This window comes from Metabacillus rhizolycopersici (genome assembly GCF_020075705.1).
In genome coordinates, this window is sequence record NZ_JAIQUM010000002.1 from 131,370 (window position 1) to 156,734 (window position 25,365).

Below are 25,365 nucleotides of genomic sequence, written 5' to 3' on the forward strand. Positions count from 1 at the left end.
TCATCTACTTTTTAAGAAAAGCACAAGCACCTTGTTCAGCCTCAGACGAATAAGACGGATGGATAGAAGGAATTCTTTTCCTTTTTCATTCATACATGGCTTATGACCTGATAGGCTAGGTGCTTGTGCTAGACACCAAAACGCAATATGTGTAAATCTTTTGCACACCCATTGTACTACAAAATAGTATACCATTGTTATTTAGAACTTGTTTCATCAACAATGTGAAAAAAAGTGTACTTAATGTTTGGTGTATATGCTGTTGAATCCTCATATGCCCAATAACGCATGCGACTATTATAAGTTTGCGCATTTACAAGTGGCATATTCTCCTGATCCTTCGCAACTACAAAGGTTGTATGATCATAACGACCATCTCCCTGAAAATCGTAGCAAATGACATCCCCTGGCATGAGTTGCTCTGGAGAATTAACAATTTCCGCCTGTAGACCAACAGTTGAATTGGTTAAAAAGCTTTTCATCGCATTAGCTACAGACCAGCTATAACTCCAATTTTTTTGCTGCATCCACCAGCCTGAGGAACGATTTGGATACCCTCGCATTGAAGCACCACCTGCATGAAGGCATTGGGAGATAAAATTAGTGCAATTCACTTCAAAATTTTGATAAGCAGAATTGTGACTATTCCACCACCGTTCAGCATATTGAACTGCCGCAAATCGATCGTAGCTAAAAGAATCCTTGTTGCGAGGTTCACTATTTTGAAGAACTGGATGACCTTCACTTTCTTTCTGTTCTATAAGAACGTCCTCGACAAGCTCATTACGATAAAAACGAGCTTTGTGCTGCTCCACTCTCTCTTCAAGATAAAAAGAATCCTGCTGTTTATTTAACCATTTATAATGACATAGATATAATGCATCCTGCAGATCATGAGAAAGTTTCTCCACGTTCGTAATTTTTACTTGGACACTTCCTTTAACAACTTCAGTTTTTCTATTTTCGCTCGACATGAGTTTACGTTCAATTGCTTGTAAAACATGATCATCTCGTTCATGCTTTACTACCTTTTTATTAATGAGCAGTTGAAGCCTTTCTTCATGTAACTCTGATAATAATCGTTTCACCCTTTTCATCACCATCCTATCTACTACATGGTATGTAGGCGACAGGTAGAAATGTCGTTAAAATTTAGGCCACCTCTTGAGCTCGAATTTTTTACACTTTACTTGCTTCCTAATAACGAAAAAGTCTGGACCATCAGTCTTATTGTCCTGATGAATTTTTATCATTATACTATTGAAGGACACACATTCAAATTTCTAAGAGGTGAACGACATGTTTCAAGAATTTAAAAAATTTGCATTAAAGGGCAATGTTTTAGACTTAGCTGTCGCTGTAATCATTGGTGCTGCTTTCGGTAAAATTGTTACTTCCCTTGTTGAAGATATCATCATGCCACTCGTTGGGTTACTAATGGGAGGAATAAGCTTTAGTAAGCTTGCTATTACAGTAGGGGATGCTGTAATCAAATATGGTGTATTTGTGCAAACGATTGTTGACTTTCTCATCATTGCCATCTCCATCTTTTTCGTTGTGCGATTCTTTAATCGCTTCAAAAAGAAGGAAGCTGCAGTAGCTCCTCAGGTTGACAATAAGGAAGAACTTTTAAAAGAAATCAGAGACTTGTTAAAAGAAACGAAGTAGTTGCAATTTAAAAAGCTCATTTCACTTTGAACACAGCTAAGTGAAATGAGCTTTTTTAGTATGGTTTGCTACATGTCAGATGTTAGCTAGTGTCATTATACTTGTGATTTTGCGATTATTGTCGAATGATAGATTTTCCGATAAAGTTGATAGATTATTTCTTAAATTCGATAGATTATCCGCGCTTTCTGTAGGAATTCATTCAAGTTTGTTATGTTATTTCTAAAAAGGCTAATCCTTTGTTAATCTCTTCTTTCACTTCTTCATCCTGTTCTTGTTTGTAAGCCTTATGCAACTCTTCCGCTACTTCAATTCCACCAATTTTCCCAATTGCCCAAGCAGCGGTCCCACGAATAACCGGTCTTGGATCATGATGCATCAGCTCAATTAAGTCTGGTATTGCAGTCGTGTCTTTAAAGTGAGCTAGCGCTAAAATAGCATTACGCTGCAATGGCTTTTTCCCTCGCCAAGAACCAGAAATTTGGCCGAATTTTTCTTTAAATTCGCGGTTACTAATTGTAAGCAGTGGTTTTAGCTTTGGCTTTGCGATTTCTGGGTCTGGTTCCATTTCTGTATGAAAATGAAAGTCCTTTCCCTTATTTACTGGACATATAGTTTGGCATGTATCACATCCATAAATACGGTTACCAATTTTCGTTCGATATTCATCAGGTAAAAAGCCCTTTGTTTGTGTTAAAAAAGCAATACATTTTGACGAATCAAGCTGACCACCTTGAACCAACGCTCCTGTTGGACAAATATCTAAACATTTTGTACAGCTTCCACACTGGTCCTCCATCGGTGTATCAGGCGGAAAGGGAAAATTCGTAATCATTTCTCCCAAATAAATATATGAACCGAACTCAGGTGTAATAATCGAACAGTTTTTTCCGCTCCAACCAATTCCTGCACGCTCTGCAACAGCTCGATCTGAAAGCTCACCTGTATCAACCATTGATTTAACCTGAATATCAGGCACCTTTTCTCTCAAAAATGCCTCTAATTTACTTAAGCGATCGCGCAAGACGGTGTGATAATCCTGGCCCCAGGATGCTCGACAAAAAATACCTCGTCTATCTTCCCGTGTACTTTTCGGAGCATTTTTCATCTTAGAAGGATACGCAAGTGCGATGGAAATAATGGAGCTTGCTTGCGGCAAGAGCTTTACTGGTGTAACCCTCTTTTCAATGTCTGGTTCTTCAAAACCGGATTGGTAACCAAGTTCCTGTTGAGTAATAAGTCGTTGTTTTAACTCCTCAAACATATTTGCACTTGTAAATCCAATCTTGTCTATACCAATTTCTTTACTATACTCAATAACTTCTTTTTTAAATTGTACAATGTTCATTTCATTTCCCTCCCTCCGTCTACCTGGTAAGCTGATCTCACAATGCATCCCTCTCAATATGGTAAAATAACAGCACTACCATGTGGAGGTTAAAAATATGGAAATTCAAATACATGAAGAATTAAAACAATTAATACCAGAGTTTAAAATCGGTGTTGTTCATTATCGTGATATTCAAGTATCTGATTCTCCTCAAATGCTAAAAGGACGATTACGATTATTTCAAGAATCCCTTTACTTTGACTATGAAGATAAAAAGATCACTGATATTCCTGCTATAAATGAGTGGAGAAAACTCTTTAAAACGGTTGGCACCGACCCAAATCGTTATCGCCCATCTAATGAAGCATTATATCGTCGCGTGCAAAAACAACAATTTCTTCCTACTGTCAACTCTGCAGTTGATATGAATAATTTTTTATCCCTTCAATATCAAACTCCTTTAGGTATTTATGATGTTAACCATTTAGATGGATCGATTTCAATAAAACTAGGAACAGACCAAGACTCATATATTGCGATTAATGAGCGCGAGATTTCTTTAACAAATAAGTTACACTCATGTGATCAAAAAGGCCCATTTGGAAGTCCTTATGTTGATTCTAAGAGAACAGCAGTAACAACGAATACAACCGAAGCACTACATCTTATTTATTTACAACCTTCTCTTAGCATTGACAAATCTATGCAGTTAGTACAAGCATTATCAAAAATGTTCACACAAATACACGGTGGCGATGCTGATTACACTGTAATTTAAGTAAATGCTAAGTACATTCCTCAGCATCGGACATGCATGAACAAAAGCGCAAGCGCCTTGATCAGCCTCAGGCATAGCATAAGCCAATCAGGAATAGAAGGTGTTTTTTACCTTCAATTCCTGATTGGCTTATGACCTCGAGGGGCTAGGCGCTGGAGCTGTATGTCGTGCACTTATCCACAGTACAAAAATTTTATAATTTCCTAAACATGAATCAAAGCTGCTCTTCGCCCTCACCCCAAAAGTGACTAGACCAAAAGGCAGGCATAAGACGCGTATAAATTGAAGGCGCCTATTTTACCTTCAATTTATACGCGCCTTATGACCCCGAGGGGCTAGGCGCTTGCGCTGGACAATTCTCGAAGCCAAAACTTATAAATTCTTAAACATTAAAAAACGCAATACTTCGTTTATCTAAGAAACGAAACACTGCGTTGTACACGGTAATTATGTATGGAGCGGGTGAAGGGAATCGAACCCTCATCATCAGCTTGGAAGGCTGAGGTTTTACCACTAAACTACACCCGCAAAGAATATGTTTTAAATTATAACAATTTTCTCATCATTAATCAACATTATTTTTAACATTTACAAATATAGTGTCGAATCAAGTCGAATGTTTATTTTATTAGTATATACTCTGTTCATTCATTTATCAAGGTTTTTTACATTCATTTTATCTACACCCCCTAACTAGTTGTTTGGTCAACACGAGATCCGATTTCAAGACTATAAATGTAGGGGTTTCCAAACGTGATTGTTGAATGTAATTAATGAAACTTTACTATGTTCATTTCATTGAAACCGATTGCGATTTCTGTTACCGAATATCATGCACTGAAGCATCTATGAAAAAAGGAATAAACTAAGAAGTTTGTCATCCCAACAAAGTAACAAAAGAGCAATTCAGATTGTATTCACAATCTGAATTGCTCTTTTGTTACTGGAGCCTCATGTGCTATTTCATCAAATACTCATGTTCCTTGGGATTACTCAAGAATACTCTTTAATTCTCCCGTTAATTGTAGAAATTTCTCCTTATTTCTGTACTGTAAAGCTCTGTCAATTTCCTTAAGAATTTGTTCAGTTCGGAAATCACGAAGCGCTTTGTCCAATGCCATTTTAGCATATATAGAATGAAGAATTTTCAATTCTGGTTGTTCTGGTGCATGAAGTACAAACCTTTCCATAAGGAAATCTCCTCCTTATTTTTTATCTAACTCAATAAAAATAGTAAACTATTGATATATTTTTATAAGAAATCAAAATTTATTCATGCATATTTCCAGTCAAATCACTCACAAACTTTTATTATCTCAAGAAGCCTATCGTCTACACTAAAGATAACTAAAAAATTTATCGTATCGGCCCCACCTACGCCAAATACTGTGACAGCCACACATGCCATCCAACCCATTATTATTATAAATGATAACGCTTACATTGTAAAGGTTAATAAAAGTAAAATTATTTCCTTAACTTTGTAAATATACGGTTATCTTAACTTCGATGTGGAAACTATTGGAATATAAATGGTTCTCACATCATTTTCATGTATACAATGTAAAATATCGGTTTAAATAAAGTTTTACGAACGTTAAAATTGATGGATTTTATAAATTAAATACCCGTTCGTAAAAGTGTACTTTTTGACACAAATATTTATTCGTTGTAAATCTCCGAAATGATGGTGCTCCCCCGTTCTGCGCAGAGAAACGCATCAGCCCTTTCAAGGGTGATTTAGAGTTCAACCCCTTCAGCCTATTGGTTTATAGCCTGTCACCTAACTGTCTATCCTTAAAGGCAATAGTTACCCATCCCCTTCTAGACTCGCTATAAGTGAGTGGTTATTTCTTACTCGACGGAAATCTCACCTGCTATAGGCTCTTGACATTTTTCAGTCGTTTATACTGTGGTTAAGGTAAAATTATAATGAAATTTTGATGAATTGTTGGTAATATATAAGTATATATATTCAAATCAAAAATAGAGTGTAGATATCATTTACAGGGGTGGTGAAAGAAATGATTAAGGATAAACGAATCAATAAGATCGAGGAATATATAAAAGAACATAAATCGGTTTCTTTGGATGAATTAATGGAAGTATTTAAAGTATCTAAAAACACGATTCGCCGGGATGTTCAAGAACTTGTTGAGAGAGACGAGTTCAAAAAGGTCTATGGAGGAGTAGCGGTAAAAGATGAAGATCAAACGGCTAAATTAGAACCTTTCCAAGACCGCCAAGTTCGTCATCAAAAAGAGAAGAAAATCATTGCCAAAGCGGCTGCACAGTTTATTAATGACGGCGACATTATTTTTATTGACTCAGGAACGACCACCATTGAACTGATAGAATACTTAAAGGGAAAAAATGTAACCGTTTTAACGAATAATCTCGACTTTATTCTACGTGCTCTACCGTTCGAAAATCTAAGCGTTATTTCAACAGGCGGGCTCCTCGAACGTAAAACGAATTCATTTGGCAGTATAAAATATATCGACTTTTTAAATGCTTATAACATCAAAAAAGCCTTTATGGCTTCAACAGGTGTTTCGTTAACAAATGGTGTGACAAATGCATCTCCTTTAGAAAGCGAACTGAAAACTGCTGTTGTCAACCGAAGTATTGAATCCTATTTATTAATTGATCATAACAAATTCGATAAATATGGATTAATGACATACTGTACGCTGGATAATATCGACTATCTTATAACCGATCAAATGCCAAGCCAAACTTACAAGGAATATATTGAAGCGAATGACATTAAATTGGTTCTTGCAGAAGATGTATAATTTTTATACAGTGAGACTTCCATCAGCGGGGGTTTTCTTCCTCTCCCACTTATCTTCTTTGCTTCTCTTGAATCTTGAAGTGGGAGTTTTACTGCTCGTTAAGGTGGGATAGGATAAACCGAGTATTTTCATTAAATTCAAAAAAGACCCAAAAACCCTATTCTGGTTTTTGGGTCTTTTTCTATGCATGGGAAAGCATCTACGTGAACCTAAAAAAACTCTACTTTACAGTAAAGATTAAGTAGAGGAAAGAAATTCATTATTATATGTATTCGTCTTAACATTCGAATAAAGAGATCGAAATTTTCCCGGTGAACTTCTAAACTTCGAAGTAAATACCTGGGTAAAATAATTAACCGTTGTAAATCCCGTTTCTTCCGCAATATCTTTAATCGGCATATCGGTTGTTTTAAGAAGAGTAGCCGCTTTTTGCATTCTTTCATTTTGAACAAATTCAGAATAACTGATTCCCGCTTCTGCTACAAAAATCCTTGATAAATGACGTCCTGATATATGCAAATACTTTGCTACTTCGGTCAATTTTAAAGAATTTGAAAGATTATCTTTAATATAAAGAGTTGCTTGATGATAAAGAGTAGAAGAGGCTTCATGATGAACTTTGTCTTTGTCGTTCATTGAAAAAGAGACAAAAGCTCTTAGTAACGAAAGGATAAGGGAGGAAGATAAGTTCTTGATGATCTCCGCAGAAAAAGCTTGTTCATGCTTTGTTGCTTGAGTTAACAGGAAATCCCACAATAACAAGATTTCTTTCTCCTCTTTTTCTTCAGAAATCACTTTAGAACAATGTTTGGCTTCCTCCATCCTCTGCATCCACTCTTCACTTGATTCAGACTCTACTAATTCAAAGGCCACATATATAAGAAATAAGCCTTCTTCACTTTTAATTTGATGCAGGACATCTGGCTTCGATAAAAATAAGGTGTTCTGCTGAAGCGGATAAGTATAATCATCATCTATATAGCTACCTTTCCCTTCAACTACATAACATATTTCAAAAAAGGAATGTTTATGTAGGAGAGTGTCATAGTGGTACGGCATAACGCCCCAATAATGAATATGAAAAATCGCTCCATTTACTACAATCCGATCAATGTACTTATTTAAAGAAACTTTAGCTGATAAATACTTATTTACATTCATAAGAACACCTTCTTTGATGATCAATTCTAGACTTATAAAGCGAGACTTATCTTAGCTTTTACGTACAGTTATCCCCCACCTAGATTTGCTCGTTTAAACTTGTCATCTTGAGGTGGGAGGTTTACTGCCCGTTAATGCGGGATAGATTCATTATATCGTAGAAATGAAATAGATCTGACCAAAACTTTCTTTTCTATTAAAATTTTAACGAAGAAGAGAATAATAAATCCAGCTTAAAAGCTAAGAGTCGCTTTTAACGATTCGATTGATGTTCGAATTCCCGCTTCGACTGACATTGTCAAGTCTTCCATTTCAAGGCTAACCTCATCGTTATATCCAGTCATTCTGACAACAGAGAAAAACTCTTTCCACCATTGTAAATCTTGCCCGCATCCGACTGCCACATAATTCCAAGCACGATTTGCAACATCTGTTACTTCTTTTGTTTCCAAAACACCATTTACAGCTGACAAATGTCTTTCTAATCGTACATCTTTTCCGTGGACGTGGTGAATAGCAGCTCCAAGCTCTCTTGCAGCAACGATTGGATCAGCCCCCATCCAGATTAAATGACTTGGGTCTAAGTTCAATCCAACCATTGGTCCGACTGCATTTCTCAATTTAAATAAAGTTTCAGGATTCCAAACTAATTGAGAGCTGAAGTTTTCAAGTGCAATTTTTTCAACTCCACATGATTCAGCCTTTCTCACTAATTCCTTCCAATAAGGAATCGCTACTTCATTCCATTGATAGTCTAAAATGTCTTTTAAAACTGGTGGCCAGCTTACTGTGTAGGTAATCCAGTTTGGAATTTTATCCTCTGGGCTTCCAGCAGGTAATCCACTCATCATGATGATTTTTTTAACACCTAGTAATCCAGCTAATTCCATCGTTTTTTCCGTTACTTCACGATGTTCTTTACCAATTTCGCCCGGATCCAATGGGTTTCCAGAACAATTCAAGGCACAAAGCTTAATATTCCGTTTTTCTAATGCTTGTACAAATTCCGTTCTTGATGCTTCACTTTCTAAAAGTTCGTCTAAACATAAATGCGGGGCTGGTGACCACCCTCCCGTTGTCATTTCGATCGTATCAATACCCATTTCAGCAACATAATCTAACATTTCTTCAAAGGGTAAATGGCCTAAGCTGTCGGTTACATACGATAATTTCATGTTTCATTTCCTCCATTTATAAAAGTATGTCCAGAGGGGAGGTTTCCCCTCTATTTTTAAAAGATAAGAAAGTATAAGTTTTTTGTACGTAGTTTGGTGTCTAGCGCAAGCGTCCTAGCCCCTCGAGGTCACAAGCCAATCCTCCCAGAAAGGTAAAGAACACCTTTCCGTGAGGCTCGTCTTGTGCTATGCCTGAGGCTGAACAAGGCGCTTGCGCTTTTCTTATTTTCCGTTGTTTTTATTCAAATTCTACCCAAGCAGCTCCAGCATCGGCAGAACGAACGCAATTTTCAATCCAACGAATACCTTCTAATCCAGCGTTAATGTCAGGATAGACAAGGTTTTTCAATGTTTCTTCATCGCCACGATTTTTCGCATCCATCGCAACCGCAAATTTTAGGTAGATGTTAGCCCACGCATCAGATAATCCTTCTTGGTGAAGGGCACCTAACCGTTCGTCTGCAAGGCAGCTTTCATCTAAATAAGGCATAGCACGAATTAACGTTTGGGCAGGTTCGCCTTGAACTTCATATCGTAATTCATTTGGCTTACTATCCCACCACTCTAAGCTTGCTTTAGATCCAACAATACGAATACGATGGCCATCCATACAACCAGCATCAACCGATGAAGTCCAAAGTCTACCAACTGCTCCATTTTCATAATGCATAAGAACAAAGGCGTTATCTTCTAGTGGAGCACGGCTTCCTACAATACTTTGGCGGTCACATAAAAGCTTGCTGATCTTCATATTCGGCATAATCAATTGAGACATATAATAAGTATGAGTAGAAAGATCTCCTAAAACAAAGCTTGGTCCTGCAATTTTAGGGTCAACCCGCCACTTTTGTGCTTCACTTATTGCATCTGCTTTATCTGTTGCGTTGAAACCATGAGTATATTGCAATTCTACTATGCGAATATCTCCGATTTTTCCTTGCTCGACCATCGCACGCATTTGAAGCATCATTTGATTACCAGAGAAACCATAAGTGACTCCTACAATTTTTCCTTTTTCCTCTGCCAACTCTTTAATTTCCTGAGCTTCGGCAACAGTGAAAAATAGAGGCTTTTCACAAACTACATGCAGACCTGCTTCGAGAGCTGCCTTTGTAATTTCATAGTGTGTGCCATTAGGTGTTGCGATGGACACAGCTTCAATACCATCCTCTCTTTTCACTTCTTCTGTAAACATCGTTTTATAATCAGGATAGCAACGACTTTCGTCCACACCAACATTGACACCAAAATCTTCCCCTCTAACAGGATCTATATCAAATGCTCCAGCTACTAATTGAAAAGCTGTGTTATCTCTTAAGGCACCAGTACGGTGTTTATAACCAACCCCAGCAGTTCTTCCTCCTCCAACCATAGCCCATCGAAAAGGTCTTGCAATCTTTTTTTCTCCATTTAACATTTGTAAATCCTCCCTTAACTAATCTGTTTCATTTTATTTAAATAACAAATTCCAATGTTTGTTTTATTTCTTTCTATTACATTCAGCTTTCGCTACAGTTCCTGAATTCTTTTCTAAAAAAAGGACTAGAATCATATAATTTCAGGACATGTAAACATATAGCAGCTTGTAAAATAAAGAACAGCTTTAATTCTTAACAATCCATCAATCATTTTCATTCTTTTTAAAATAGCACGTACATGTACTGAAATGCCTAAGGTGTATCCGCTTACCTAATTGCTATTAGCTTCTTTTGGATTTGTTATTTACATGTATAATTATAGGACTTACTCTATCATTCGTATTTACATTATTTGGACCTGTTTTTATAATTTAAGGACATCTTTTGTTCTATCTTTCCTCTTGAAGTTGTTTAATTTTGCACTACTTCGAAAAATCTACTCTGTATCTATTCAGTCCCATAAAATAAAAGAGGAGAGAAACCAAATCGTTTCTCTCCTCTTTGTACATAACCTGATTTCCACCTATGACAGATCCATCAGTTTCATACTATATTAAAGACGTAAGCCTTCTCTAATTGATTTCAATGTTAAATCATTTGACCATTCAGGTTTATCTGGATAAGCGAAAACAGCGTTTGTTACAATGCCATCAAAATTGATTTCTCGTAATTTACTATATAAAGCATCGAAATTAATTTCGCCTTCACCCGGATTTAAGTGCTGGTGGATCGTTACTTTCGCAGTAGGAGGATTAATGATGTAACGTAATCCAAATGCTGCTTTATGATTCAGTGTATCTGCGATTAGAACATGTGCAAGTAAATCTCCTGCTTCATCAATATGTTTGGCAACATCACCAATACCATCATCATAAAAGAATGCATGTGGTACAGAATATACAAGCTTAATCCAATCTTTATCAAGCGCACGAATCATACGAATCGCTTCAATGTTTAACTCAATAAAGTCATTTGGATGAGATTGGATATTTAGTTTAATGCCTTCTTTTTCGAAAATCGGCATTAACTCATCCATTGATTTTACAAAAGCTGCTTCACTTTCTAATGGACGACTAATATCTCCACTAAATTCAGTGTTCATTAAATCTACACCTAGTTCAGATGTAATTTCAATGCATCTCTTCCAGTTTTTAACGGCAGCTTGGCGTTCTTCTTCATCTGGTGAAGACCATTGTTGAACAGGAAGAACAGAAGAAATTTTAACTCCTGCATCAGAGCAGTATCTTTTTAAATCTTTGATTAGTTGCTTATCAACTTTTGGATATTCATAAAACCAAATAAAATCTTTACGTGGTGATAATTCAACCCATTCATATCCTAATCGAGCAACAGTATCAATAGTATCTTTTAAATTAGTATTATCACGATAATGTGACGGATCATAAGCTAAACGCACAGTATATTTCCCCTTTCTTATTTAAAAACCAAATGTCTCCCTACTTTTTAAAGCCTGTTTCACCAAAAGTTATTATGTTTTGATTAACTTTTGATAATATTTATGATTAAATCATAATATTAAAAACGCTTACAGTCAATATATTTCTACTTTTCTAAAAATAAAAATCGTTTTTTCTTTAAACTACTTGTTTTACTTCCAAATTCTTCTCTCTATCCTTAACACTCTCTTAAAGCTACAAATAGAACAGTCAAGTATGATCGCAAAACCTATCATACTTGACCGCTAAAACTACTCCTTATTAAACTGTTTGAGTTTTCTTTTCACTATAAAAATCTGGTCTTTCTTGTAGTTCGATCAACTCTTTTTCACCTGTTTGTTGGGCTTTCACGCATGCATCAGAAGTCACCGCTGCAATATATCCATCCCATGAAGTTGGTCCTTGTGGCTCACCCTTCTTCGTAACAGAATCAATGAAATCTTGAATTTCAATGTTGTAAGCATCCATGAAACGGTATTTCCAATCGTTTAAGATTCCAGCGCTTAATTTTTCGTCCTTCCGTAAAACAATGCTCGGAAATTCAGGTAGTTTGGCAATGCCCTCTTCTCCAATCACTTCACATTGAATGTCATATCCATATTTACAATTAACAAATACTTCTACATCAATGACAATCCCACTCTGAGTTTCAATGATAAACAATTGTGGATCATGAAGTTTATCGTGTGCAAATTGGGTCTTTCTTGGGAAAACCACTTGAACTGATTTGTAATCATCTCCAACTAACCAGTGAAGTACATCAATTTCGTGAACCAATGTATCTACGACAGCCATATCCGTTGTATAATTTTCACCCACTTGCGGATTACGGTGTGCCGCGTGGATCATTAATGGCTGGCCAATCACATGATTGTCAATGGCTTGTTTCAATTGAACATAGCCAGTGTCATAGCGGCGCATGAAACCAACTTGTACTAATTTTTTCCCTTGTTTCATTTCTGCTTCGACAATACGCAAACAACCTTCTCCCGTTGTCGCTAATGGTTTTTCGCAAAATACATATTTTCCTGCTTCCACAGCAGCCACCACTGTTTCTTCATGGGCAGGGCCCCAGCTTGTGACGAGAACAGCATCTACATTTGGATCTGCGATTAACGCCTTATCATCTGGATAAACAACTGCATCTAATTGATATGCTTCAACAGTTTGTGTCGCAGATTCATGATTAACGTCCGTTACAGCGACAATTTTACCGCCAGATAATTTATTAGTAATACGATTGATATGCTCTCTCCCAATAGCTCCTGTTCCTACTACTCCAAAACGTAATGTCATAACATATTCCTCCTATAATTTTTACTATTTTGTTTTATTTATAATACTTTTCTAATACTTCCAACGTCGTTTCTTTTGCCTTTTTAATCACTTCTTCTGGATCCATTTGATAATATTCAGGTCGGAATAACTCAACAGATGCAACAAAATCATACTTTAATTCTTTTAATCTTTTTAAATGAGCTTCCAAATCAATCACGCCATGACCAGGCCATACTCGATCCGTATCACGCATTTGTCCAACTGGATAACCATCGACATCATTGATATGGAAAATAAAGATTTTCTCAGCTGTTTCGTCTGTTACATCTTCAAATCTAGATCCCATTCCTGTGAATTGGAAAGTATCATAGACAAGCCCGACATTATCTCTATTAACCTCTTTCACAATGTTGTATGCTTGTGAGAATGTATTGACGGTATTCTCTTGAATTCCGATAAATTCCAAAGCAATTTTAACCCCATAAGGCTTAGCTAAATCAGATAAATGAGATAACACGCGAATACAACTTGCATTAATTTCTTCGGTTAAGGTCTTTCCTTTTTCTGTTACATCTATATTAGAAGGGACGACACAAATGTATTCACAATCAAGTTTTTTACAAATCTCGAGGTACTCTTTAAACTCTTCAATAACTTTTTCTTCATCCTCTTTTGTACGATTATTAAAAAAACATAATGCGTTTAAAGAAAGCGGTTTAATCTGATGTGTATCAAAATACTCTTTTAAATCATCTAATGTATATTCCTTTAAATAATCCTTTAATTGATCAATCGTGCGAATTTCAATATAATCATAGCCATGTTTTTCACAGTACTCTAAATTTTGCTGTAGAGAAGCACTTTCCCATGTTGTTCCTTCATTAAATGCTAATTTCACTCGTTATTCCTCCATTTTTAACATGAATTCTTAAACAGATAATTTGACTGAATCAATCAAACGATCAATATACTTTCTACCCATTTGCGCATATTCTAGAGGATTAGCTATAGCAGGATCTTGTTCAGCCTCGACAACAATCCAGCCTGTATAGTCATGTTGGATTAGTAGATTGTAAATCTCTTTATAGTCGATGCATCCATCTCCAGGAACAGTAAACATTCCATGTAAGAAAGAGCCTAAAAATGATTTATGTTCTGCTTTAGCTTCTTTTAATTTATCAGGACGAACATCTTTAAAATGGACATGTGCAATACGGTCTATATGTGCTTTTAATAAGGAAAGATAGTCATTGTCAGATACAAAAATATGCCCTGTATCATATAATAGATGAACCTTCGTTGGATTAGTTATTTCCATTAAACGATCCACTTCTTCCTTTGTTTGCACGACAGTTCCCATATGATGGTGGTAAACAAGCTTAATCCCAAAGCTATTTGCTACTTCACCTAATTCATTTAAACCCGTTCCAAAAAGCTCCCATTCTTCATCTGTCAAATATGGTTTATCTGTATAAACACATTGATCAGTTCCCTGGATACTATAAGATTGCTCAGAATACACGGCCACATCTGCCTGAACAGATTTCAGGAATTCACAATGTTTCGTAAAGTCTAGTTTGGCTTGCTCGATTCCATCGCGCACAATATACCCACTGAACCATTGACCTATAATCCTTAAATTTCGAAGGTTCACTTCGTTGTTCAATTCTTTAGGATCTGTTGGATAGCAGCCGCCTACTTCTGTTCCTTCATAACCAGCTAAAGCGGCATCACTTAAGATTTGTTTATATGTGTTTTCCTTCCCTATTTCTGGAATATCATCATTTCTCCAACCAATAGGGGCAATACCAATCTGAATATTTTTTAACATAGCTGTCATTTTCTGTACCTCCGCATGATATTAGGTAAGCGCTACTTTTTTGGATACGCTCTCATTTTAATCGATTGATTCCTATTCTTCGTTATAAAAACGTGCTCTAAAATTACAAGTAAATGCTATTTTTCAAAAATTACTAATGATGAATAAATTAAAAATCAAAGAAAAGCGCAAGCGCCTTGTTCAGCATCAGGCATAGCATAAGACGCTTTTGAATAGAAAGCGTACTTTGTCTTCAATTCAAAAGTGGCTTATGACCTCCAGGGGCTAGGACGCTTGCGCTGGACACGAAAACTAAGTAAAAAATTTTATACTTTCTTATCATGTGATAAAATCAAGGTATTGACTGAAATAGAAAGAGATGGACATCCTAATGAATTACTATATTCCAAAGGTAGAACCAGGTATTATTTCAAAAAATGGTTTATATTTTTATGAACCAACCCAATTAGCAAAAGAAGTCTTTTATTACGTCCTTTGGGGCGGCGAGTATGTAGTAAATGCCCCCTATAGCATTAGGCGTGATTACATGAATTCCTTTATCTTTTTTCTGATTAAAAAGGGATCACTGCACTTCCATTATCAAAATCAATCTTTTACGGCTTCAAAAGACGAGATCGTTCTATTAGATTGCAAGAAAGAAAATAACTATTATGCAACAGAAGAAACAGTCTTCCAATTCTTTCATTTTAACGGGAAGCATATTCAAGAACTTTATACCGAAATTTACAATAGCAAAGGGAGTGTCTATTCCATCCCTGCTCAACAAAATACGATTCCTGATGTCTTGTCCCTTATAGAATCCCAACAAAAGGTAGATTTTAAAATATCTTTAAAAATTTATGAACTACTAGGGAATATACTTGAAAGCAATAGTCCTTCCTTTGAATACAGGGATTCGGCCATAGCCAAAAAAACACCAGAAATTGAAGCAGCACTATCATATATCCAAAAAAACTTTTCTTCCAAAATTACGGTGGAAAAGCTTAGTCATATTTCTAATTTAAGCACTTATCACTTTAGTCGTTTGTTCAAAAAACATGTCGGCACGAGTCCACATCAATACCTATTAAATTACCGGTTGATTCAAGCCAAAAATTTATTAGTGGATAGTCAGCTCTCCATCGAGCAAATTAGTATAGAGTGTGGATTTTATAGCACCGGGCACTTTATTAATGCATTCTCTAAATCTACTGGTATGACGCCCGGGAAGTTCAGAAAAACTTGTTTTTAATGAAATGCCGTCATGTGTTTCCGGGATTTATAAACCATATCTATTAATAGGCTCCCACTCCCTAAATGGATTCTTTAGAGAGTGGGGGTCTTACTGCCCGTTAATGCGAGATAAATCGAGAAAGAGCATGAAAAATAGCAAAAAGGTTCATTGCTGTTCGCTTTCATCACAAATGTTTCCGGTTTCTTGACAAATGGCTCCGTTTTCACGACAGTTGCAAGCAGAGAAGCCCATGTACGATAATAAGCGGTAGAATCATGTAAGGAGAACCGTAAAATGAAAACATTCCTATCGAAACTTAAAAAGCTGATGAAAGATTTTGATGAATCAATGGATTCTTATGGAAATGCTCGTCTAACAGTCCACAATAGCCTGTTAGATACAAAGATTGACTTTGAAAAAAAGCACACTCCTAATCCGAAGCTTTTGACGACGAAATAAAGCAAGGACTCTTTTAGCTAAAAATTTTGGCCGACTCGATCTCGATTAACCCTTTTGTATCAACAGATTGTTGACAAGCTTTTGCCACGATTGTACTTTGAAGCCCATCATAAGCACTTACTTCTGGTTGACGTTTTTCACGAATACAAGAAATAAACTCCTTCATCTCATTTTGGAAGGCCTGTTGAAAACGTTCAGGGAAATTTTGTGATGTTGGTCTTACCGCACCATTCTCATTAAAAACAGATACTAAATTCTTCTCTGGGACCGCTGCGATGCGTATCATACCTTTTGTTCCGATCAATTCTGTTTCAACGTGATAGCCATGGGCAGCATTACGGCCGGCAACCAAAATGGCCATCGTCTGATCTTCTAATTGCATCATCGCTGCACCTGTTTCGAGTTCATTGACTTGATCTAATTCAGGGTATGCCGCATTTTTCCCCATAGCCCAGACACGACTTACTTCTTTCTTTGAAAACCATCTCACTAAATCGATATCATGGATGGACATGTCAGCGAACAAACCGCCACTGTTGCTGGCTCCAGCAAATTTAACAAAGCTTTCTAAGCCTGAACTTGGGTCAATGCCATAGCAACGAATAACCGTTAGCTCACCTAATTCACCATCATCCACCAATTTTTTTGCATATTGATATGACTCATCATATCGTCTCATAAAGCCTAGTTGAAACACTTGATCAGGATGATTATCGATCACTTCGATTGTTTTTTCAATATCTTCTATTTCTAAGCCGATTGGCTTTTCACAAAATACATGTAATCCTTTTTCCATCGCTAATTGTATTTGCTCGGGATGGAAACCTGACGGCGACACAATACATACCGCATCAACATTTGGACTATCGACCATTTCCTCGAATGTTTGATAAGTTTCTTCTACACCTAATTCATTTCTAGCAAACTCTAATTCTGCTTCTACGATACTGCATGCTGCCTGCAGTGTTGCTCCTGGTATATTTCTAGCAATATTGGTCGCATGTATTTTACCTAGTCGTCCTAATCCAACAATACCAACGCGAATGTGATTCATATGGTTCAGCCTCCAGTTTATGTAATAGTTTTAAGCGCTTTCAATCGTAAAATAAATAAGTTGCAAACAACCAGTTAATTGATTTATTAGTTATCAATTCTTGGTTATCTTTTGGTTATCTATTATCATAATAATCTCACAAGTTACCAAAGTCAATCTTTTTTTAACACAAAATAGGCCTTCGGAGGATGAACTCCTAAGACCTTATTTCCATTATTATTTATAATCAACCCAAACGGCACCATTATCTGCAGAACGTACGCAGTTTTCTACCCAGCGAACACCTTCTAGACCTGCTTTTACGTCTGGATACCACATATCAAATACCTTTTCACCACGATCTGCTTTTTCCATCGCAATCGCAAAACGCGTATAAAGATTAGACCAACTTTCAAATAATCCTTCAGGATGGCCACCACCGATACGGTCATCTGCCAATGCTTCCTGATATAAGTATCCCATGCCGCGATCTAAAATTTGTGCTGGCTGATCTTGAACTTCATATCTTAATTGGTTAGGGTGTTCATCCCACCATTCAATACTAGCCTTTGAACCGATGACACGAATTGTCTGTCCATGCATCGAACCAGCATTCACACAAGAAGACCACACTGTTCCCATTACACCGTTCTCATATTCCATAATCGTAAAAGCATTATCTTCTAGCGGAGCACGGCTTGCAACAAAACTTTGACGAGAACACATTAATCGTTTAATCTTTAACTCAGGCAGCATCACTTCAGATAAATAAAGTGGATGTGTACCTAAATCACCTAATACATAGCTTGGTCCAGCTACTTTTGGATCAACACGCCACTTTGTACTTGCATTTGCGTTTTCTACTGGAGCTGAATGGAATCCATGTGCAAATTGCATTTTCACCATACGGATTTCACCTAGATCTCCATTTGCAATCATTTGACGAGCTTGTTCAATCATTTGATGTCCTGCATAACCGTACGTGATCCCAACGACACGGTTTTTTTCTTCTGCAAGAGCCACTAATTCTTCCGCTTCCTCTGTTGTAAAACATAGCGGCTTTTCACATACTACATGAAGACCAGCCTCTAAAGCTGCTTTTGTAATTTCATAGTGTGTACGGTTTGGTGTGGCAACAGACACCGCTTGAATTCCATCTTCACGTTTTGCTTCTTCTTCAAACATTGTTTTGTAGTCAGGGTAGCAGCGCTCAGGATCTACATGTAAGTTCTTCCCAAAGTCTCTGCCGCGTTCTGGATCAATATCAAATGCTCCAGCTATTAATTGAAAATTGTTATCACGCAGTGCTGCGGAACGGTGAATATAACCGATTTGTGCTCCGCGTCCTCCACCTACCATTCCCCAACGAATCGGTTGCTCTACATTTTTTTCTCCATAAATCATTTCAAATTCTCCTCACTTTTTTAAAGATAAGAAAGTACAAATTTCTTGGACTCTGGATAAGCGCATGGTATCCAGCTCCAGCGCCTAGCCCCTCTTGGGTCTAAGCCACTTTTGAATTGAAGGCAAAGTACACCTTCTATTCAAAAGCGTCTTATGCTATGCCTGAGGCTGATCAAGACGCTTGCGCTTTTGTTCATGTTATCTATTAATATCCAACACTCTTTAAATAATCAACACTTTGCTTTACATCGCGTAAGCTTGTATCAGAATTACGCGGATCACGTTCTTGCTCAATCGTGATATAGCCATGGTAATTGATTTCATCTAATAATTGACGGATTTGAACGTAATCGATTACACCTTGACCAATTGGGCACATCACATTTTTGGCGCATGCATCAAAGAAACGAATGCGTTCATTCATTACTTGATGATAGACGTCCAAATCAATATCTTTGAAATGAATATAATCCACGCGATTAGCGTAGTTACGCAGCCATTCAATTGGATCCATTTTCGAATAATATAAATGTCCTGTGTCCAAGCATAGCCCTGCTACTTCATATGGAATATCTTCTACTAATTTTTTAATTTCATCTTCAAACTCAATATAACCGCCTGCATGAGGATGAATCACTGGACGTACACCATATTGCTTAGCTCGTTCAGACAATAAGCGAATATGATTCATCATCGTATTCCAATCCTCTTCACCCAATCGAACGGCTTTTTCCGGGTGTCCCGCATAATAATCTCTCTCATCATGTCCCCAATCCATAATCACTAAATAAGGGGTTGGGAACTTCTGCCCTTCTTCCTGAGGAGTTTGCGGAAGCTTTGTAACTAAAGAACAAATATCATCAACTTGTTTTAATAAATTATCTAAATTCGATTCCGATAACAAATCATCAAAAATCGTTCCTGCAATAATCGTTAAATCATTTTTCTCAAGCTCGGCCTGTACCTTCTCTATATCCATCGGAATATAACCATATGGTCCTAATTCAATTCCTTTATATCCCGCTTGTGATGCTTCACTTAATACCCGTTCCCACGGCGGCAGGTACGGATTCTTTGGATCGTCTACGCCCCAGCAACATGGAGCACCTGATATTTTAATACTCATTGTTTGCACCTCCAAATCCTATATACTTAGTATAAATCCACTGTCTCTAAAACGCTTTCAGATTATTGTTTTTTATAAGAATAGAAACCCATGGTTTTCATTCATAAAAAAATCAAAACTTTCACTATCTTGTTATTTCTTCATTTAGAAGACAATGAACCTGGAGTCTATGGCATATTTTCACTCATGCAAATTGTTACTAAAGCTCTCTGCGTATTCCTTAAGAATGTGGTTTTTTCAGAAATCCGTTCAAAGATTCTGCCGATTCATGCAACAGGCAACCATCATCTTTTGCAAAACCATATTAAAAGGCAAAGCAACATAGTAAGTGTCACTTTGCCATTTTTGTCCAAAACTGCCGATACTTTTTCGGTGTCATTCCAACTGTTTTTGAAAAAAGTGTTGTGAAGTAACTGATATTATCATAACCAACCATCCCGGCGATTTGCGTTACACTGTAGTCGGTATTAATCAACAAGGACTGCGCCTCACCAATACGACGTCGGATAATGTATTGAATCGGCGAAAAACCAGTGTTTTCTTTAAATGTATGCACGATATAGAAAGAGCTGATATTCAGAGATTGTGCAATCGTATCCAACGTAATATCTTCTTGATAATGTTCATCGATATAGTGTTTGATCCGATCAGCTAGGAGTGATTTTTCTGATGTAGATAATCCTGTATTTTCCTGTGGAATTTGCAGAATAAGCGAAATCAGCGCACAAAGTAAATAAGTACTAATTTCCTCAGCGCCTAGTTTATCTTCCTTGATATGGGAGCACATTAAATTCAACAACACTTCGATCTCATTCGCTTTCTCACCACTATGTAGAACATAGGAGACATCATCAGCCACCAAATGGTTCTCTGGTAATCCTTTTAGCTTTAAATTAGTCATCCCACAGCAATAAACACTCATTGACGTATTGGGATTGGCTGTTTCATCATGAATCACGCTGCTGTTATAGATTAAAACGTCCCCTTTCTTCGTCTTATACTTTTTATCACCAATTACATGATAACCGCTGCCCTCTTTGATATATACAATTTCCATAATATCCCTATGGCTATGCATGATCCGCGGTAGCTGGGTATATGTCTGATCAACATCACATACATATAGAAGTTTAGGAAACTTACCATTTTCAAAGCTAAATTGAAAGTCTTTTTTGAGAAAATACTGGGTCATTTATTATCCCCGGTTAAAATCAACTATACCAAACAGTACTATTTCGTATAAAAATATAAACTATTTGTTTTATATTTCACATTGATTGAAACCAGGATTCACCTCCCTTTTCCGTTTATTTTCAAAGAAATAGATATGGGTAAAACGCCAAAGTACTTTCATTCTATTGACACCATAACGTTTCAATACCTTTCCTTCTGTTGTTGTGAGATTACATTGTTTCTTTTGCGGATAAAGGGCGGTAATGTACCCTTCATAAGTTTCTCCATTTCTTTTCGTATAGCGAACAAAATCTCTATGGTGAAAACCTTGCACGTCTTCTACTTTCTTCTTTGAACGTCTTCTCATTGGTTTTATCAACCAATCTTTTAGTTGGCATTGTTCGGGTGAAACCTTTAACTGAGAAAGGACAATCGCATCATTGGAATGTGATTTTTCAATGCACCAATCGATTCGTCTATTCGCCGTATCTCCTCCTGAAGTAAGAGTAACAGGTGCTAATTTCTGTAATTCCTCTTGTAAATAGGTTTTCCCTTGCATGACATGCATAGCGTCTTGAAAATAGATCACTTTCCCATCAATCTTACGTAAGAACCTTTCAACGTGTGTCATTTCTTCCCCCGTTACTTGTTCATGGCAGGAAGGGCATAAGGTGATTAAGTTGTGAATGGAGTCTGAACCCTTTACTCTTCTAGGAATAATATGATGAGCTTCGAGTCTTCCATCCCTTTTCCCACAATCTTGACAAGTAAAAGTATCCCGCATTAAAGTGGCTTTTCTTAGGTTTTCATCTAAACGATTGGATTGTTGATATTCAAAGCGATAAGGCTGACTCCCTTTTTCTAATTTTCGAATATCGATTAAAACATTTTCCAAATGGATGGAATCGACTCGAATCCATTTTTTCAATTGATTCACTACTCGAAGCGTGGCCTCTTTTTTCTGTTTGATACTAGGAGCGATTCTTCCTTTTCTTTTAGAAGAAGAACGGTTCGAAAAACGTGCTGGGCGATATTTTTTATGAGAACGTTTATATTGTCTATACCCTCTTCTTACATCCATTTTCTCTTTTACATCCGTACGATGCTCGATGGTTCCTTTAAATAAGGGTTTGTTTTTCGTTTCCCCTTCTTGAACAAGCGCCACACCTGTATATTTCGAACCATCATCTATATTAAAATGGATTAGTGTTTGATCGATTTTTCCTTCTGGCACTTCTTTAAAAAGCTGAATAACCATTGGGAACTTATGAATTAATTTCGCTTTTCTCTTTCGGATGAGATACCATCCTTTATTTTCATTTGTAGGAGAAAGATTTTTCCCTCAAACATCTAGCACAAAGCAATACGAAACCATTTCTGGTCAACCTCCCCTAAAGGGTATTATTCTCCTTGCCAAAGTCATCAGACGGGATATGTGCGTTCGTTGTTGGTTTCCAAGAGGTAGGAAACGGTCTTACTCGGCACTCATAGAGCCTCAAACTGGAAAAACATCCAAGGGTACGACTTTACCGCTCCCTGACAACGTAGTTCATCGTGCTATCTTCTTTTCAAAAGACTACACTCACTTAGGCTTGAAAGCATAGAACAGATCATATAAAACCTAATCCTCTTGATTTGATATAATTTTTTACAGTTTTTTACGAAATAAAACTAACTGTTCCAAGCTCCCACCAGATGCTTAGATTACCTTTATTATACAAAAAAAGAGACCTGTGTCCTCCTGGACCTCAGATCTCTCCTATTTCATTCTATTCTATTCTGACTCTTATTGAGCATTTTTAACTTCAGAAGCCACTTCAACTGAATCGTATTTTGCACGGAATTCTACTTCCAATTCTTCCAGTGATTTTCCGTTTGTTTCAGGCATGCATTTGTATACGAACCAAATACCTGCAACTCCAAGACCAACGAATACAAAGAATGTAGCTGATAATCCGATTGTTCCTAGTAATATCGGGAACGAGAAACCAATAATAGCATTGACAATCCATAAGAAGAATACACTGATACCCGCACCAATTCCTCTAACTTTTTGTGGGAAGAGTTCTGCGATAACTAACCAAGTAACTGGTCCAACAGATCCTTGCATGAAGGCAAGGAAAGTAACGGTTAAGGAAAGTACTACATATGGTAATGCGTCAGTCCCTGCCAGTACATTTGAAAAGATGGCAATCAGTAAGAGCGATGTTGTCGTTCCAACTAAACCAACAATCAACATTGGACGACGATTCACTTTTCCAACAAAATAAATACCGACACAACAAGCAATGACTGAAATGGCACCGTTTGCAATATTAGCAACTAAAGCTGCTTGAGTGCCAAATCCTGATTCTACAAGAATTTGAGTACCATAATACATGATGGAGTTTACACCTGTAATTTGGTTAACAACCGCAACCCCAATTCCAATTAATAGGATACGTTTTAGCCAAGGTGCAGCAAAGTCTTTCAAGGAACTTTTTTCTGCATTTACATCTTTTTTTACTGCCTCTTGAATTTCCTTAAATTCACTTTCTGCTCTTTTTGGATCACGAATTCTCTTAAGTACTTCTAACGCTTCAGCTTGTCTTCCTTTTGCAGCTAACCAACGTGGACTTTCCGGAACCACTAACATACCGATAAATAACGCAATCGCTGGAATCGCACAAATGATTAACATGTAACGCCAAACATGACCCGTATCAGCCATTGTTACACCAAGAATTGCATTAAACACATACGCTAAAAATTGACCACCAACAATCATAAGTTCGTTCTGGGTAACCATTCGACCCCTTTTCTCTGCTGGAGCCATTTCAGCTAAGAAGGGGGGTACCATTGATGAAGCACCACCAACTGCTAAACCTAAGAATAAACGGAAAATAACCATGACGGTTACATTCGGAGCTAATGCTGTACCTATAGCTGCAAGGAGAAACAATAAAGCTAGATTTAAAATCGTTTTACGACGACCATATTTATCTGCTAATCTTCCTCCAAAGAATGCTCCAATCGCTGCTCCAATTAGTAATGAACTTGTCACTAAACCTTCTGTTACGGGTGTTAAATTAAGCTGATCCTCTGCAGACATAAACGGTAACGCACCATTTAAAACACCAGTGTCATAACCAAATAAAAGTCCCCCGAATGTCGCAGAAATCATGATTAATTGTAAAAAGCTCTTCGGACTTCTTCGCTTTGCTACTCCTTGATTACTCATACGTTCCCCTCCCTAGGGATTAATTTTAAGAATGAATGAAAGCTAGATTCTTGCTAAATAAATTTTCATCAATATCGTTTTTCATCATTAAAGCATAGTAGAGGATGTGCAACATATTGGTCTTGTTCTGCTTCAACAACAATCCAACCAGAATAATTCGATTTACATAAAGTGAGACTTCCATCAGTGGGAGTTTTACTGCCCGTTAAGGTGGGATAAATCCTCATATACTTCGGTAAAATCGATACACCCGCCACCAATCTCTGGAATGTCATCTTTTAGCCAGACATTCGGAACAATTCTCCAAGGAATTCCTCGGCCTCCCATAACAAATCTTCTCTTTCTAATATGGGAACGCTTTCAATAGAGGTGGATAAAAAGGAGAAACCCATTTTTTCTATGGTGTAGATTCATTATGTAAAAAAGAAATATATTTGTAACTTTATCTGGTAATACGCTGAGTTTGTCCCTCCTTTTATAGCAAACATAATTAAAAATGGTTACACACAATAATCAACAGTTCATTATTTTTTGATTAACTTTTGATTACTTGTAAATCAATAATAATATTAATAACGCTTACAGTCAATATTTTTTTATCATTCTTACAAAAAAAATATCAAAAAGTACCCAGATAATAACAAAAATAACTCAATATATAGTCGAACGGTTAACTTTACTCTCTAAAAAGCTCCTACAAATGAAAAGTAAAATAATAGCGAAAATAAAAGAAATAACGAGGTAATAGAAGAGAATGTTATATGTTATCCGCTTACATAGTCTTTGTTGCCGTTTTCATCAATATCGTCAAAATATAACCAATACTTTATAATA

At 36.8% G+C, this 25,365-nt stretch carries 20 protein-coding genes, 1 tRNA gene and 2 pseudogenes; 5 read left to right on the forward strand and 18 right to left on the reverse strand.

Annotation, left to right across the window (positions count from 1 at the left end; genetic code table 11):
• Positions 1–197: 197 nt before the first annotated feature.
• A complete protein-coding gene (locus tag K9V48_RS01680) occupies positions 198–1,088 on the reverse strand; it encodes an amidase domain-containing protein (protein WP_224136362.1) in 891 nt (296 codons plus the stop codon).
• A 211-nt stretch (positions 1,089–1,299) separates the two neighbouring features.
• Between K9V48_RS01680 and mscL the strand changes: the two genes are divergently transcribed.
• Entirely contained in the window at positions 1,300–1,668 is a 369-nt protein-coding gene (mscL, locus tag K9V48_RS01685; RefSeq protein ID WP_224136364.1) for a large-conductance mechanosensitive channel protein MscL, read from the forward strand.
• A gap of 211 nt (positions 1,669–1,879) precedes the next feature.
• Here mscL and queG read toward each other — a convergent pair whose 3' ends face one another.
• Positions 1,880–3,016 (reverse strand): tRNA epoxyqueuosine(34) reductase QueG, encoded by a 1,137-nt coding sequence (gene queG, locus K9V48_RS01690; protein ID WP_224136366.1) that lies wholly within the window; start codon positions 3,014–3,016, stop codon positions 1,880–1,882.
• Between the two features lie 97 nt (positions 3,017–3,113).
• Between queG and K9V48_RS01695 the strand changes: the two genes are divergently transcribed.
• A complete protein-coding gene (locus K9V48_RS01695) occupies positions 3,114–3,776 on the forward strand; it encodes a B3/B4 domain-containing protein (RefSeq protein ID WP_224136368.1) in 663 nt (220 codons plus the stop codon).
• A gap of 454 nt (positions 3,777–4,230) precedes the next feature.
• Here the strand turns inward: K9V48_RS01695 and K9V48_RS01700 are convergent.
• Both K9V48_RS01700 and K9V48_RS01705 read right to left on the reverse strand, forming a co-directional pair.
• Positions 4,231–4,304 (reverse strand) — tRNA-Gly (locus tag K9V48_RS01700).
• Positions 4,305–4,765: 461 nt separating this feature from the next.
• Positions 4,766–4,966, reverse strand: coding sequence for an IDEAL domain-containing protein (locus K9V48_RS01705; protein ID WP_224136370.1), 201 nt, complete (start codon positions 4,964–4,966; stop codon positions 4,766–4,768).
• 834 nt (positions 4,967–5,800) lie between these two features.
• Here K9V48_RS01705 and K9V48_RS01710 point away from each other — a divergent pair.
• Positions 5,801–6,574, forward strand: coding sequence for a DeoR/GlpR family DNA-binding transcription regulator (locus K9V48_RS01710; RefSeq protein WP_224136372.1), 774 nt, complete (start codon positions 5,801–5,803; stop codon positions 6,572–6,574).
• A 237-nt stretch (positions 6,575–6,811) separates the two neighbouring features.
• On the opposite strand, the gene K9V48_RS01715 is transcribed toward K9V48_RS01710, so the two are convergent.
• The 7 genes from K9V48_RS01715 to iolE form a co-directional block, all read right to left on the reverse strand.
• Positions 6,812–7,735, reverse strand: coding sequence for an AraC family transcriptional regulator (locus K9V48_RS01715; RefSeq protein ID WP_224136374.1), 924 nt, complete (start codon positions 7,733–7,735; stop codon positions 6,812–6,814).
• Positions 7,736–7,968: 233 nt separating this feature from the next.
• On the reverse strand, positions 7,969–8,910 hold the full coding sequence (locus K9V48_RS01720) for a sugar phosphate isomerase/epimerase family protein (RefSeq protein ID WP_224136376.1): 942 nt from the start codon (positions 8,908–8,910) through the stop codon (positions 7,969–7,971).
• Between the two features lie 238 nt (positions 8,911–9,148).
• Positions 9,149–10,327: a Gfo/Idh/MocA family protein gene (locus tag K9V48_RS01725; RefSeq protein ID WP_224136378.1), complete on the reverse strand. Its 1,179-nt coding sequence runs from the start codon at positions 10,325–10,327 to the stop codon at positions 9,149–9,151.
• Between the two features lie 554 nt (positions 10,328–10,881).
• On the reverse strand, positions 10,882–11,745 hold the full coding sequence (locus K9V48_RS01730; protein WP_224136380.1) for a sugar phosphate isomerase/epimerase family protein: 864 nt from the start codon (positions 11,743–11,745) through the stop codon (positions 10,882–10,884).
• Positions 11,746–12,046: 301 nt separating this feature from the next.
• Entirely contained in the window at positions 12,047–13,081 is a 1,035-nt protein-coding gene (gene iolG, locus K9V48_RS01735) for a bifunctional inositol 2-dehydrogenase/D-chiro-inositol 1-dehydrogenase (RefSeq protein ID WP_224136381.1), read from the reverse strand.
• Positions 13,082–13,115: 34 nt separating this feature from the next.
• Positions 13,116–13,961 (reverse strand): sugar phosphate isomerase/epimerase family protein, encoded by an 846-nt coding sequence (locus K9V48_RS01740; RefSeq protein ID WP_224136383.1) that lies wholly within the window; start codon positions 13,959–13,961, stop codon positions 13,116–13,118.
• 30 nt (positions 13,962–13,991) lie between these two features.
• Positions 13,992–14,903 carry a myo-inosose-2 dehydratase gene (gene iolE / locus K9V48_RS01745; RefSeq protein ID WP_438803855.1) on the reverse strand — a complete coding sequence of 304 codons (912 nt, stop codon included), beginning with the start codon at positions 14,901–14,903 and terminating at the stop codon, positions 13,992–13,994.
• Positions 14,904–15,273: 370 nt separating this feature from the next.
• On the opposite strand from iolE, the gene K9V48_RS01750 reads away from it, so the two are divergent.
• Together K9V48_RS01750 and K9V48_RS01755 are read left to right on the forward strand one after the other, a co-directional pair.
• Complete coding sequence (locus K9V48_RS01750) at positions 15,274–16,134, forward strand: helix-turn-helix domain-containing protein (protein ID WP_224136385.1); 861 nt, start codon at positions 15,274–15,276, stop codon at positions 16,132–16,134.
• Between the two features lie 276 nt (positions 16,135–16,410).
• Positions 16,411–16,575: a hypothetical protein gene (locus K9V48_RS01755; protein WP_224136387.1), complete on the forward strand. Its 165-nt coding sequence runs from the start codon at positions 16,411–16,413 to the stop codon at positions 16,573–16,575.
• Positions 16,576–16,588: 13 nt separating this feature from the next.
• Here K9V48_RS01755 and iolG (K9V48_RS01760) read toward each other — a convergent pair whose 3' ends face one another.
• From iolG (K9V48_RS01760) to K9V48_RS29955, 7 genes and pseudogenes are all read right to left on the reverse strand, one after another.
• Positions 16,589–17,629 carry an inositol 2-dehydrogenase gene (iolG, locus tag K9V48_RS01760; RefSeq protein ID WP_224136389.1) on the reverse strand — a complete coding sequence of 347 codons (1,041 nt, stop codon included), beginning with the start codon at positions 17,627–17,629 and terminating at the stop codon, positions 16,589–16,591.
• A gap of 216 nt (positions 17,630–17,845) precedes the next feature.
• Positions 17,846–19,012, reverse strand: a complete 1,167-nt coding sequence (locus K9V48_RS01765) for a Gfo/Idh/MocA family protein (RefSeq protein WP_224136391.1) — start codon at positions 19,010–19,012, stop codon at positions 17,846–17,848.
• Positions 19,013–19,217: 205 nt separating this feature from the next.
• Complete coding sequence (locus tag K9V48_RS01770) at positions 19,218–20,138, reverse strand: sugar phosphate isomerase/epimerase family protein (protein ID WP_224136393.1); 921 nt, start codon at positions 20,136–20,138, stop codon at positions 19,218–19,220.
• Positions 20,139–20,469: 331 nt separating this feature from the next.
• Positions 20,470–21,330, reverse strand: a complete 861-nt coding sequence (locus K9V48_RS01775) for an AraC family transcriptional regulator (RefSeq protein ID WP_224136395.1) — start codon at positions 21,328–21,330, stop codon at positions 20,470–20,472.
• 69 nt (positions 21,331–21,399) lie between these two features.
• A pseudogene (gene iscB / locus K9V48_RS01780) lies at positions 21,400–22,641 on the reverse strand (RNA-guided endonuclease IscB); the annotation flags it as partial.
• Between the two features lie 456 nt (positions 22,642–23,097).
• Positions 23,098–24,531, reverse strand: coding sequence for a sugar porter family MFS transporter (locus tag K9V48_RS01785; RefSeq protein ID WP_224136397.1), 1,434 nt, complete (start codon positions 24,529–24,531; stop codon positions 23,098–23,100).
• Positions 24,532–24,556: 25 nt separating this feature from the next.
• Positions 24,557–24,789: pseudogene (locus K9V48_RS29955) on the reverse strand (hypothetical protein); the annotation flags it as partial.
• Between the last annotated feature and the right edge of the window lie 576 nt (positions 24,790–25,365).